The 12,227-nt window shown below is 66.9% G+C and carries 15 protein-coding genes; 10 read left to right on the top strand and 5 right to left on the bottom strand.

Annotation, left to right across the window (positions count from 1 at the left end):
- The 3 genes from ACTRWG_RS11150 to ACTRWG_RS11140 form a co-directional block, all read left to right on the top strand.
- Positions 1–793 (top strand): 2-oxo acid dehydrogenase subunit E2 (locus tag ACTRWG_RS11150; RefSeq protein WP_462829323.1); only part of this gene is annotated, 793 nt, incomplete at its 5' end.
- The gene (locus tag ACTRWG_RS11145; RefSeq protein ID WP_027233748.1) at positions 790–1,041 is read left to right on the top strand and encodes an acyl carrier protein; all 252 of its coding nucleotides are present in this window, start codon (positions 790–792) and stop codon (positions 1,039–1,041) included. The genes ACTRWG_RS11150 and ACTRWG_RS11145, both read left to right, overlap by 4 nt.
- Positions 1,042–1,188: 147 nt before the next feature.
- Positions 1,189–1,635 (top strand): hypothetical protein, encoded by a 447-nt coding sequence (locus ACTRWG_RS11140; RefSeq protein ID WP_027233749.1) that lies wholly within the window; start codon positions 1,189–1,191, stop codon positions 1,633–1,635.
- Positions 1,636–1,684: 49 nt separating this feature from the next.
- Here ACTRWG_RS11140 and ACTRWG_RS11135 read toward each other — a convergent pair whose 3' ends face one another.
- Together ACTRWG_RS11135 and ACTRWG_RS11130 are read right to left on the bottom strand one after the other, a co-directional pair.
- Positions 1,685–2,737, bottom strand: a complete 1,053-nt coding sequence (locus tag ACTRWG_RS11135; RefSeq protein WP_027233750.1) for a sodium:calcium antiporter — start codon at positions 2,735–2,737, stop codon at positions 1,685–1,687.
- 11 nt (positions 2,738–2,748) lie between these two features.
- Entirely contained in the window at positions 2,749–3,591 is an 843-nt protein-coding gene (locus ACTRWG_RS11130) for a universal stress protein (RefSeq protein WP_027233751.1), read from the bottom strand.
- 239 nt (positions 3,592–3,830) lie between these two features.
- Here ACTRWG_RS11130 and ACTRWG_RS11125 point away from each other — a divergent pair, with 239 nt between their 5' ends.
- Both ACTRWG_RS11125 and ACTRWG_RS11120 read left to right on the top strand, forming a co-directional pair.
- A complete protein-coding gene (locus tag ACTRWG_RS11125) occupies positions 3,831–4,385 on the top strand; it encodes an Hsp20/alpha crystallin family protein (protein WP_027233752.1) in 555 nt (184 codons plus the stop codon).
- Positions 4,386–4,440: 55 nt separating this feature from the next.
- On the top strand, positions 4,441–4,857 hold the full coding sequence (locus ACTRWG_RS11120; protein ID WP_027233753.1) for a CBS domain-containing protein: 417 nt from the start codon (positions 4,441–4,443) through the stop codon (positions 4,855–4,857).
- Here the strand turns inward: ACTRWG_RS11120 and ACTRWG_RS11115 are convergent.
- Both ACTRWG_RS11115 and ACTRWG_RS11110 read right to left on the bottom strand, forming a co-directional pair.
- A complete protein-coding gene (locus ACTRWG_RS11115; protein WP_027233754.1) occupies positions 4,854–5,606 on the bottom strand; it encodes a Crp/Fnr family transcriptional regulator in 753 nt (250 codons plus the stop codon). The two genes, ACTRWG_RS11120 and ACTRWG_RS11115, sit on opposite strands and share 4 nt — an antisense overlap.
- Before the next feature lie 150 nt (positions 5,607–5,756).
- Entirely contained in the window at positions 5,757–6,581 is an 825-nt protein-coding gene (locus ACTRWG_RS11110; protein ID WP_036796743.1) for a class II glutamine amidotransferase, read from the bottom strand.
- A gap of 120 nt (positions 6,582–6,701) precedes the next feature.
- Here ACTRWG_RS11110 and ACTRWG_RS11105 point away from each other — a divergent pair, with 120 nt between their 5' ends.
- Positions 6,702–8,087, top strand: a complete 1,386-nt coding sequence (locus ACTRWG_RS11105; RefSeq protein ID WP_462829322.1) for a preATP grasp domain-containing protein — start codon at positions 6,702–6,704, stop codon at positions 8,085–8,087.
- A gap of 134 nt (positions 8,088–8,221) precedes the next feature.
- Entirely contained in the window at positions 8,222–8,647 is a 426-nt protein-coding gene (locus tag ACTRWG_RS11100) for a DUF2267 domain-containing protein (protein WP_027233756.1), read from the top strand.
- Between the two features lie 72 nt (positions 8,648–8,719).
- On the opposite strand, the gene ACTRWG_RS11095 is transcribed toward ACTRWG_RS11100, so the two are convergent.
- Complete coding sequence (locus ACTRWG_RS11095; protein WP_027233757.1) at positions 8,720–9,247, bottom strand: universal stress protein; 528 nt, start codon at positions 9,245–9,247, stop codon at positions 8,720–8,722.
- 501 nt (positions 9,248–9,748) lie between these two features.
- Here ACTRWG_RS11095 and ACTRWG_RS11090 point away from each other — a divergent pair.
- Genes ACTRWG_RS11090 through ACTRWG_RS11080 form a run of 3 tightly spaced genes read left to right on the top strand, consistent with a single transcriptional unit; the run spans position 9,749 to position 12,205 of the window.
- Positions 9,749–11,005, top strand: a complete 1,257-nt coding sequence (locus ACTRWG_RS11090) for a sulfite oxidase (protein WP_051357637.1) — start codon at positions 9,749–9,751, stop codon at positions 11,003–11,005.
- Positions 11,005–11,346: a hypothetical protein gene (locus tag ACTRWG_RS11085; protein WP_036796746.1), complete on the top strand. Its 342-nt coding sequence runs from the start codon at positions 11,005–11,007 to the stop codon at positions 11,344–11,346. Before ACTRWG_RS11090 ends, ACTRWG_RS11085 begins: the two co-directional genes overlap by 1 nt.
- Positions 11,347–11,374: 28 nt before the next feature.
- Positions 11,375–12,205, top strand: a complete 831-nt coding sequence (locus ACTRWG_RS11080) for a universal stress protein (protein WP_027233758.1) — start codon at positions 11,375–11,377, stop codon at positions 12,203–12,205.
- The last annotated feature ends 22 nt before the right edge of the window (positions 12,206–12,227 follow it).

The following is a 12,227-nucleotide window of genomic DNA, read 5'->3' as shown; positions in this document are numbered from 1 at the left end:
GCGGCTGCGGGCGGCGGATCTGGGGGTGGACCTGGGCGGCCTCACGGGCAGCGGCCCGGGCGGCGCCATCGTGCTGGCGGATGTGGACGCAAGCGGCGGGGGCGGCACCGGCAAACCGGCCTCGCGCCTGGATGAGATGCGCAAGGCGATTGCCGCGGCGATGACCCGCGCCAAGCAGACGATCCCGCATTTCTACCTGTCGCAGACCATGGACGTGCAGGATGCCGTTGATCTGCTGGCTGCGCGCAATGCCGGGGTGCCGCCGGCGGAACGCATCCTGCTGGGCGCGGTGCTGCTGCGGGCGGCGGCGCTGGCGGCGCAAAGGGAGGACTCTCTGAACGGGCATTACAGCGATGGCGCCTTTCAGCCCGCCGCGCAGGTCAACCCCGGTATTGCGGTGGCGCTGCGCGGCGGCGGGCTGGTGGCGCCGGCGCTGGAGGATGCGCCGTCGATGCCGCTGGCTGAGACCATGGCGGCGATGCGCGACCTCGTCTCGCGGGCGCGGGCGGGGCGGCTGACGAGTTCCGAGATGACCCGCGGCACCCTGACCGTGTCCAGCCTGGGCGGCGGTGGCGTCGGCGAGGTGATGGCGGGGGTGATCTTTCCGCCGCAGGTGGCGCTGATCGGGATCGGCGCGCCGCAGCTGCGCCCCTGGGTGGCCGGGGGCCGCGTTGTGCCGCGCAGGGTTGTCACCGTGACCGTGGCCGCCGATCACCGGGTTAGCGGCGGTCGGCAGGCGGCGCGGTTCCTGAGCGAGTTTGAAACACTGGTTTCCCAGCCGGAGGCGCTATGACCCAGACCGATATGCGTGCCGTTTTCCTGGAAGAGCTGACACGGGTGGCCCCCGACATCGACCCCGCAGGGGTGTCGGACGCAGATCATCTGCAGGATGATCTGGAGCTGGATTCGATGGATATCCTGAATCTGGCGGCGGCCCTGCACCAGCGGCTTGGCATCGAAATCCCGGAGGCGGATTATCCCCGGATCGCAACGGTGGGGGCCGCCGCTGCCTATCTTTCTGCCGCGGCGGCTGCGGATTAGGCAGCGCGCGCCAGGCTGAGCGGTTATCCGCCGGGCTGCGGCCCGCTGCGGCCTGCCGGGGCGGGTGTTTGATTTTAATTAAAGCGGCTCCGGCGGGCAGGTGGCACAATAGCGGCAAGGTGAAATCCGCTGCGAGGAGATGCACAGATGCCAGAAAAATCGACATACAAAAGTGCGGGGATTTTTGCGGAAGCGCTGAAGCCGTGGCAAAGCGCGATGCAGTTCAACCCGATGTACAAGCCGCAAGTGGAGCAATTCTGGAACGTTCAGGAGAAGCTCCTGGATGAAGCGGAAGTGTTCGCGCGCCATTGGTTCGAGCGCCGGCATGAGGCGGCGCGGACCGCCCTGGACACGGCCCGGACGATAGCATCGGACGGCTCCGGGGCGCCGGTTTCGGTGGCCGAAGCCTTTGCGGAATGGCAGCGCCATTCGGCAGAGCGTATTGCCGAGGACGGCCAGGAATGGCTTGGCATGATGTCCCGCTGCGCCCGCTACATGAGCGATACCGAAGCGGACGCGGTGGAAGAGACCATCGGCGAAGCGGTGAAGATGACCAAGAAGGCCACCAAGACCGCGCAGTCCGATCCGGTCTGAGCCGGACCCGCGCAAACTGCGTCCCGCAAGGCGGCGGGGCGCGGCGCGGTCAGCCGATGCGGTACAGCGCGGCAATCGAGCTGAAGTAGACCGCGAGCACGAGCCAGGAATCGAGGCCCGCGCCCAGAACCCTCGGCGTGCGGCGGATCAGCAGCCCCGCGACATAGATCGCCGTGACCAGTATCCCGGTGGCAATGCTGAGCTGGGCGCCGGTGGTGGCGTGGTCCAGGATCGGCCCGCCCCGGTAGGCGATGTCGGCCGGCAGCAGCAGAGCCAGCATGATCAGGTTGCTGCCGAAAATGTTGGAAATCGCCATCGTGTAGGCGCCGATGCGGGCGGCGGCCAGCGTTGTGCTGAGTTCCGGCAACGAGGTTGCGGCGGCCAGCAAAGTCACCCCGATAAAAGACGCGCCCAGCTGCGTCCGCTCCGCCAGCAGATCGGCGCTGATCGCCAGCGCCGCGCCGGCCGCCACGATCAGCAGGCTGTATCCCGCGGAGCGCAGCAGCAGCACGCGGTTGCTGGCAGCGTCCGGCGCGCGCAGGTGGGCGCGCAGCGTCTTGCGGCGCTCCTGTTCGTCCGGCAGGTCGACTGGCGCCCAGGTGGTTTTGCGGTCGAAGGCGCGCAGCAGATAGATCACCAGCGGAAATCCGGCCGCCAGCAGGATGGCGCCCAGCCCGATCCCCGGGCCCAGGTCGAGGTCGCCCAGAAAGGTGACGCACAGCAGGACGCTCAGCAAAGCGATCAGCAGCACCGCCAGCAGGGCATGGTTGGGCTTGCGCGGCCAGGAGGTCAGCGCGTAGCGCACCGCAAAGATGTCGGCGACCGCCAAGATGGCAGTCTGCATGGTGATGCCGCCGAACATGTTGCCCAGCACCAGCTGGGCATTGCCCACCTGCGCCGCGGTGACGGTGGTGACGATTTCCGGCAGTTCGGTGACGGTGGCGAGGAACAGCAGCCCGACGAATTCCTTGGCCAGCCCGTAACGCTCCGAGAGTTCATCCCCGGCCATCGCCAGCCGGGTGCCCGCAAACCACACCACCAGCGCCGCGGCGGCGAACACTGCGGCAAGTCCGTAGACGGGCAGGGCATCCGGGCCGGGCATGAGGGCCGCGGTCAGCCGGACATCAGCACCGGGATCCGGGCCTCCCGCAGCACGTGTTCGGAGGCATCGCCGAAGATCAGCCGGTGCAGCCTGGAGTGGCCGTAGCCGCCCATGATCACCAGATCGCACTGCTGGCTGGCGGCCTCCATCAGGATGCGGATGCCTGGCGGTTGTTCGGTGTCCTGGATCTGGCGGACCTCTGCCGTGACCCCGTGGCGGGACAGCACGCGGGCGATTTCAAGGCCTTCGGTGTCGAACTCCGCCGAGCGGTGATGCGGCTCCTGGACGGTGACGATCTCAGCAAATCCGGCGCGCTGCAGGAAGGGCAGGCCGTCGTGCAGGGCACGGGCCGACTCGCGGCTGCCGTTCCAGGCGGTCAGGATGCGGGTGCCGACCGGCTTGCCGCCCCAGTCATCCGGCAGCAGCAGCACCGGGCGGCCGCTGTTCACGACCAGCTCCTTTTGGAATCCGGCCTGATCGAAGCGTTCCTGCTGCCGGTCGGGCAGCAGCGCCAGGATCAGATCGGAGCGGGTGGCCGATTCCAGCAGCTCGTCCGCGGCGTCCGGCGAGCGGGCCGCGCGCGAGCGCCATTCCGCCGTGCAGCCGGCCGTGTCCGCCGCCGCCTGGAACAGCTTCTCGATCTTCTGGTCCTCTTCGGCGACGCGCCGGTTGAAGTCGCCCAGCACGATTTCATCGGCAGCGATTGCGATGCCGGAGTAGGGCACCAGCGCTTCGCGCGTGTGCAGGCCGGTCAGATGGGCGTCGAATTGCTGCGCCAGCCCGCAGGCCGCCGGCAGCAGGCGGCTCGCGGAAAACTCCGAAGTCAGGCAGGCAAGAATGGTCTTGTAACTCATGGCTTGTAACTCACGGCTTGGGTGTCCCTTCCCGGATGCGGATGCCTGCAGCGGTACCGGCGCCGCGGGCCTGACTATGAGATATAGCAGATCGCCCGGGTGTCAGGGGTTGATGCCGGTCAACCCGTGCAGGGCGCGGCCGGCTGCCGGGCGCTTTAACGCTGGTTAATGCGCGAACCGGAGGTCTGGCGGAGTCTGGTGGGGACAGCGACTCATGAATTTCCGAAGGAACCCGGATGATGACCGACAAACAGGACCCGAAACACACCGAGCCGGATGCCAGCCAGGACACCGGGGTTGCCGAGCGCACCTGGGGACCGCTTTGGAACATCCGGGACGAGATCGACGATCTGCTGGAGGACCTGAACGCCGGCAGTTTCTTTGCGCCGCTGCGCCGCCGCAGAAAGGGGCAGGGGCGCCGGATCAGCGGGGCGCTGCCTGAGTTCACCTGGAAAGTGCCGGTGCTGGATGTGATCGACAAGGAGGACGAGCTGAAGCTGAGCGCCGAGCTGCCCGGCCTGACCGAGGACGACATGGACCTGCGGGTGAGCGACAGTATGTTGACCCTGCGCGGCGAAAAGAAGGAAGACCGCGAGGAGGGGGACAAGGAGGGCGACTATTACCTGAGCGAACGGCGGTTCGGCGCGTTCGAGCGCAGCGTGCGGATCCCGGAGGGCATCGACCGCAGCAAGATCGAAGCCACCTTCAAGAACGGGGTTCTGACCGTGCGCCTGCCGAAGACGCCGGAAGCCCGTACCCCGGCGCAGAAAATTGATGTGAAACCGGCCTCCTGACGGTTCGGGCGCAGGTGACGGGCAGGCTGCCGGCGGCAGGGAAAGGAGAGGCCCAATGCTTGTAGAAGAGATCATGTCGGTGCCCGCACGGTTTGCCCGCCGGGAGGACAGCGTGGCCAGCGCTGCGGAGCAGATGCGCAGCCTGGGGATCGGCGTGCTGCCGGTAGTCGATGACGGCGAGGTTGTCGGCGTTGTCACCGATCGGGATCTAGCCCTGGTGCTGGCCGGGCAGGACGGTTTGCTGAAGGGGCTGTCGATTGCCGCCGTGATGAATGACGGGGTGATCTGCTGCCGGGCGGAAGACAGCATCGAAGCCGCGGCGGCGCTGATGGGGGATCACCAGGTCCGCCGCCTGCCGGTGCTGGATGATGCGGGACGGCTGGCCGGGCTCTTGTCGGTGACGGACATCGCCGTCCATGCCTCGGAACAGCTGGCCGGTGAGGCCCTGGGCGAGATCGCCGAATACCGTTAGTCCGGCAGCGGCGTGATTTCGGCTGCCAGCCGCTCCGGCTCCACCCCGGCGATGTCCGACAGGGTGCCAAGATCGGTGATCCGGATGTCCATGTGATCGGCGGTTTCGACCAGTCCGTTCCTGACAAAGCGGCGCAGGGTCCGGCAGACGTGGACGGCGGTCAGGCCGGTGAAATCGCCGATGTGCCTTTGGGTGAGCGGCAGGTGAAAGGCGCAATTTTCCGACAGGCCCAGCGGTTTCAGCCGCAGGCACAGCTCGATCAGCGCATAGGCGATGCGGCTTTCGGCGCTGCCGCGCCCCAGGCGCAGCATGCGTTCCGACAGCCGGGCGCGTTCGGCAGCCTGAACGTGTTCATTTGCCCGCGCCAGACGCGGCGATTCCGCCAGCATCCGATGCCAGACCGCCAGCGGAATGACCGAAATCAGCGCCTCCGTGACCGCCTCGATGTTGAGCCCGGCCGTTTTGCCGTCGGCCGAGGTGGGATCCGCGATATCGCCCGGCAGCATGAAATCAATCAGCTGCACTTCGCCGTTCAGAGAGGATTTCGAGGTGGCCAGCCAGCCGTCGATCACAACGATGACCTTGCAGTTGTGCTCGCCGTCATGCAGCAGGATCTTATTCGCCGGGACGCGCTGGACGTTTCGGCGGAAACTGTTGAGCGCGGTGTCGCGGCTGTCAAACTCCATCGCGCCAACCCTCAGGCTGGTCACGTTGGTGTATTGTATCGGGATTGCGCCTTGGCTGGTCACTGATACTTTCCCTGCAAGAAATGCCAGTAGGGATCCTGATCCGCATACTGTACCGCACAATGACCGGCGGTAGAGTGATATGGCCCCGCGGTGCAAGTGACACGATACTGGCGCAAAGCGATTCTGTCGACCGGACGCGGCGCCGCGGCCTTAGCCCGGCTGCGGGAGCGGCCGCATCTGCAGCCGGAAGTCCGCCGTTGCCTGGAACACCACACCGTTGGGCACCTCCTGCCAGGGCTCGTCAAAGGTGACGGGTTCGGAGGCGACCTCAACTGACCTGTAATCCGTGTTATGTTTATGTTTGACATGCGTCTCGCCGCAGACGGTGCAGATGTGCAGATGGTCGCGGCGCAGGTGGAACAGGGAACGGTTGAGCCGTGCGCCCACCAGGTGCGGCCCGTCGGTCAGCACGATGTTGAGGCCCGGCGGGCGGGACGGGTCGATCTCTGCGCACCAGGCGGTAATCTGGATGAGGGCGTCGTGCACGGTGTCCAGCAGCCCCTTTTCGGGGTGGCGCAGGAACAGGCTGAGCAGGTAGCGGAACACATGCTCGCTGTCGGTCTGGCCGTGAATTCCGGACCGGTGCAACGGATCCATCCCGTCCAGCAGCCGGAACCGGATCTGCTCAAAATTCGGAATGGTGCCGTTATGCGCGAAGATCCAGCGCCCGTAATGGAACGGATGGGTGTTTTCGACGCTGGTGGCGCCGACCGTTGCGCGGCGGACATGGGCAACCGCCGTGCGGCCATAGACCCGCGCGGCGGCCTTGGCGAAATGTTCGCCGTGATAGGCTGCCCAGACCTGCTTTTCGATGACCGGAACGCCGTCGGGGTAATCCGCAACCCCCCAGCCGTGGCCGTGCATCATGCCTTCCATGTCGCCCTGGCTTTGCGCCATCAGCGCATTCTGAGCCTTCACCAGACCGCATTCGACGCGGGTCGGCTCATTGGCGTGCATGGCATAGAGGCGGCACATATTTTTTCCGGTCAGGTCGGGCCAGGGAATACTGTGATACTATTCCCGGCAAGCCTAGCCGTAAAGAAGGGGGCAGTTTTGAACCCGTCTCAAACCCGGGATGCGCGGGGCGGGCCGGCCGTGGATGCGATTGCAGACAGGCTGGCCCGGGATGAGCCCGCGCTGAGAACCTCGCGCGATCTGTGGCCGGGCGTGCAGCAGGGCACCGGCAGCGGCGCATCCCTGTTCATCGGGGATCAGGTGGGAATCGCCTTGTTCACACCCGAAATGGCCGGGACCCGAGACTATCGCATGGCGCTGCTTGCCAAACCGGGCGACGCGGTTGTGGTGCGGCAGCGCAGCCCGGACTTTGAGGCCTATCTGGCCGACTATCTTGGCATCCGCCAGGTCCGGTTTCTGCAAGCGCAAGGCGCCGATCCGGCGCCGGTGGCGAAACAGTGCCGCACCAGCCCGGCGCTGTTTGCGCCGTTGCTGGAGCTGCTGCGGGCGGCAGGGTCGCTGACATTGCACGGCTATCTGGTGACGGGGCATCTGTGGCAGCTGGCGCAGGCGCTGGCCGCCGCTGCCGGGCTGCCGGTCTATGTTGCGGGCCCCTCGCCGCGGATGTCGCGCCGGGTCAATGACAAGCTGTGGTTCTGGGACGTTGCGCGGGAAATCGCCGGGCCGGAGTCGGTGCCGCCCACCGCCTTTGCCTTTGGCCCGGCGGCGGCGGCCGGGCAGATGGCCCGCCTGGTGCGGGTTTCCGGGCAAGCCGTGGTCAAGGTGCCGGACAGCGCGGGGGCGGCCGGGAATATCCGGTTCAGCGCGGCGCAGCTTGAAGGGCTTGGCACTGCGGCGATGTGCGGCCAGCTGGAACAGCGGCTGCGGGCCGCAGGATGGGAGGGCGGGTATCCGGTGCTGGTGGGGGTGTGGGAAAGCGGGGTGGAAAAGAGCCCGTCGGTGCAGATGTGGCTGCCGCACGCCAGCGAGGGGCCGCCGGAAATCCTGGGGCTGTTCGAGCAGCGGGTGCAGGGGCGCGAGGGCAAGTTCGCCGGGGCGCGGTATGCCAGCCTGGAGCCGGAAACGGAAGACAAGCTGACAGCGGACGCCATGCGTCTTGGCGCCATGTTCCAAAAGGCCGGCTATTTCGGGCCCTGTTCGCTGGATGCGGTGCTGCGGAGGCTGCCCTCAGGCGCAGAACAGATTCACTGGATCGAATGCAACGGGCGCTGGAGCGGCGTGTCGATCCCGCTTGCCGCTGCAACCGGGCTGATGGGACGGCAGCCGGAGGGGATCGTCATCGTGCAGCAAAACCTTGAGAGTGAGGCGCCCCTTGGCATCCCCCGGCAGTGCGGCATCCTGGGGGACCTTCTGTTCCGGCGCGGCCAGTCATCCGAAGGAGTGATCCTGCTCTCACCGCCGCATCCGCTGCGCGCCTCGCTCAACGCGGCGGCCGTTGCCGCCGGCCAGGCGCGGGCAGAGGCCCTTATGGAGGCGGCTTTCGAGCGGATCAGCGCAGCAGTGTAAAAGCGCAGACCAGCCGGGCCGCGTGCTGCTGCCCGCAGTCCGGCACCCGTTCCGGGAGGCATTGACACCCATCAATGCGGCGCGGCCCGGTTTGGCCGATCCTGAACCGGCAATCTTTAGCTGGAGGGAGAATTATGGCGACCACGGGCATCAAGACTCTTGATCATGCGCCGCAGGTTTTTGCCGAATGGCTGAACCAGCTTTGCGACGACCTCGGCTGGCCGGATAAATCCAGGGCCTATCTGCTGCTGCACGAAACACTGCATGCCATTCGCGATTTCCTGTCCGTTGACGAAGCCGCCGACCTGGCGGCCCAGCTTCCTGTGCTGGTCCGGGGCGTGTTCTATGCCGGCTGGGACCCGTCCAAGACACCGGCGAAACCCCGCAGCAAGAAGGATCTGCTGGCCCGCATCGAAGCGCGGTTTGACAAGGATCCGCTGGACGACCCCGAACGCGCCGTGGCTGCGGTGTTCGATCTGTTGCGCCGCCATGTTTCGAAAGGGGAGTTCGATCAGGTCAAAAACGCGATGCGCAAGCCGATCCGGGACCTTTGGGACTAGGCGGCGGCACCTGGAAAAAGACGGCCCGCGGGCGCGCCCTGACGCCGGTGCCTTTGCCCTTCCGGTGCCGGGTTATTGGGTGACAACCACTGTGCAGGCCGCGTGGTGCAGGACCTTCTGGGACACGCTTCCCATCAGGATTTCGCGCACCTGACCCAGCCCGCGCCTGCCGATGACGATCATCCCTGCATTTTCGAGTTCGGCGGTTTTCAGAATACCGTCCGCGTAATCGCCCGCAGACAGGTGCGTGACCACGTCCTGCGCGCCGGCATCCTTGGCTCGGTGCTCTGCCCAATTGAGGATTGTCTCGCCGATGGCCAGAATCGCGTTTGCCTTTTCGCGCTCTTCGGTGGCGCTGGCGAACAGCCCCAGGAAGTTCGCGGGCTGGCCGCGGGGGGTAAGGTCCTGGGCTGCCGCCACTTGTTCATACAGCTGCTCGGACCTGGCGAGCTGCATCATTTCCGCGGCCGGCCGCCCGTGCAGGTAAACGTGAACGATGCTGAGGCCGCGCCCAAGCTTGTTGGACAATTCCGCCGCGCAATCCACCGCGCGGTTGCCTGATGCCGATCCGTCAGTGGCAACGAGAATTCTTTCAGTCATGGCCTGCTTCCTGTCATGGTGGGGTGTGCCGGGAAGTTTAGCCAGGCAAGGGCCCGGCCGCATTGCCTGGCGTTAATAACGCGAGGGTGGCTCAAAGTGCCGGTATGCGCTTGGCACCGGCCGATGCCTGGCAGATCCGATCCAGGGCTTTCAGCTGCCGGGCAGCCGCAGGGACGCAACTGGCGCCAGCGGTTCTGACGCCGGTCCGGATCTGCAGGAAAACAGCCCGGCCGCCGGGCAACTGCGCTTGCCGTGTTGAACCAGCGTGCCGCGGTGCTGACTGCCGGGGGGCCGTGCCCCGCCCCTTAACCGCAGTCAATGCGCCGGGTGCAGGCGCATGGTCAAATGGCTGCATTCAATTCCGGCGGCGGCACCCAAACGCGGCTGCCGCTTGCCGGAGGCTGCCGCGAGGACTGACCGGTGCTGCCCCGTGACCCGTCCTGCATGCCTTTGGTGCACGGCGGCCCGGCGGGCAGCACCGCGAGTAAAGGGAATGCAACCATGGCATCGAAAGACAAGCTGAAACCCGCAGCCGCGGACACGGAGGCTGACATGGGATCCGGCCGCCGCCGGTTCCTGAAAACCGCAGGCTTGGCCAGCCTGGGCGCCGCCGCAGGCATGGCGGTGCCGTTTCACCGGAATCTGCCGCACGGGTTCTTTCCCGCCGCGATGGCCAGCGAGAACGGCCTGGCGGGCAAAGACGGGCTGACGCTGCTGAACGACCGGCCGCTGAACGCCGAGACCCCGCCGGAGCTGCTGGACGATCCCATCACGCCAACGGCGCGGCACTTCATCCGCAACAACGGAATTGCCCCCGATGACACCAGCGCGGAGGGCTGGACGCTGACGGTGGACGGGTTCGCGGACAGCCCGCAGGAGCTTTCCATAGCCGATCTCAGGGACCGCTTTGAAGTGGTCACCCTGGCGCTGACGCTGGAATGCGGCGGCAACGGGCGGGCCTTTTTCGACCCGCCCGCCAGCGGCAACCAGTGGACCTATGGCGCCGTGGCCTGTTCGGAGTGGACCGGGGTGCGGCTGCGCGACGTGCTGGAGGCTGCCGGGGTTCAGGACAACGTGGTCTATACCGCGCATTACGGCGCGGACGAGCATCTGTCGGGGGATCCGGACAAGCTGCCGATCTCGCGCGGGCTGCCGATTGCCAAGGCGCTAACGGATACGGTGCTGATCGCCTTTCAGATGAACGGCGCCGATCTGCACCCGATGAACGGCGCGCCGCTGCGGCTGGTGGTGCCGGGCTGGCCCGGCTCCTGCTCGCAGAAATGGCTGACCCGGATCGAACTGCGCGACCAGGTGCATGACGGGCCGAAGATGACCGGCACCTCCTATCGCGTTCCTGAATATCCGGTGGCACCGGGCGACGACGTCCCCAAGGAGGATTTCCGCATCATCGAGCGGATGCCGGTGAAATCCCTGATCACTTTCCCCGCCAACGGCGCTGCGTCCGGCATGGAAACCGAGGTGCGCGGCCACGCCTGGTCCGGCGACCGCACGGTGGACCGGCTGGACGTCTCTTATGACTTCGGGGCCAGCTGGCAGGCGGCGAAACTCGACCCGCCCGCCAACGACGGCGCCTGGCAGAACTGGCGCACAACGGTGCGCTTCCCGGTGGCCGGCTATTACGAGATCTGGGCCCGCGCCACCGACAGCGAGGGGGAGATGCAGCGGTTCGCCATCGACTGGAACCCCAAGGGGTATCTGAACAACCGGATGCACCGCGTCGGCCTGCGGGCCGGCTGATGCCGGGGCAAAGCGCATCCCGCAGCGCGGCCCGCCCGGTACGCCTGTGGCTGGCTGCCGCCTGCGCGCTTGCGGCGGTTCCGGGCGCCGCGGAAGAGGGGGAGTTCGGCCAGCTGGTCGTGGCGGAGGGGGCGGAGGAGACCTTTTACGCCTGCACCGCCTGCCATTCTGAGATGATCGTCGCCCAGCAGGGCAAGACCCGCGAAGGCTGGGCGGATCTGCTGGACTGGATGACCGAGGAGCAGGGCATGGCCGAACTGGACCCTGCCGAGCGCGACGTCATCCTCGATTACCTCGCCGCGCATTACAACACCGACCGGCCGAACTTCCCGCGCCGGTGAGACAGATATCACAGCAAGGAGTTTTGCTATGACACTCAAGTCCCTGGCGGTTGCGCTGTTTTCGGCAGAAGACGCGCAGCGGCTCATGCCCTTTGCCGCGGACACGGCCAGCCGCAGCGGCGCCCATCTGACCGGCGTGATGCCTGTCGAAGCGCAGGTGCCCTTTGCCGGGACCGAGGGCGGACTGGTCAGCTATGGCGCGGCCTATGTGCCGGAATGGCAGCAGGAGGAGGCAGAGGCCGCGGCCAAAACCTTTGAGGCGGCTGCGGCGGGGCGCGATTTCCCGTATGATCTGAGGCAGCAGCCGCTGGGCAGCCAAAGCGCCGAGGATTTCCTGCTGGACAACGTGGCTGCCGCAGATCTGGTGATCGCGGGGCAATGCCCGCCGGAGGGCGCCAGATACAGCCAGCGCCAGCTGCAGGAGCAGCTGATCCGCCGCTCGGGCCGCCCGGTGCTGATCGTTCCCGAAGGCTGGGACCCGGCGCCTGTCGGCGCGCATATCCTGATCGGCTGGAGCAACACCCGCGAGGCCAGGCGCGCCGCCCATGACGCCCGTGCCCTGGCGCAGCCGGGCGCCACCCTGTCCATCCTTCACATCGGCGACGGCAGCGACGGGCTGGCCTGCCGCGAGGACATGGCGGCCGCCTTTGACCGGCACGGCCACCCGGTGACGCTGATCAACCGCGAACGCACCGCCCAGGACACCGGGACCATGCTGCTGAAGGTGGCGGTGGAATGCGGCGCCGACATGCTGGCCGCCGGCGCCTTCGGGCATTCCTGGGCCTATGATTTCGTGATCGGCGCCGCCACCCGCGAGCTGCTGGCGCATGCGAAACTGCCGGTCCTGTTCTCCAGGTAAGCCCCGGCAAATCAGGAGATCG

This window comes from Leisingera sp. G5_S3_59_S7 (assembly GCF_054968485.1).
The sequence above is the reverse complement of the archived record's forward strand: the minus strand, read 5'-3'. Positions and strand labels throughout refer to the sequence as shown.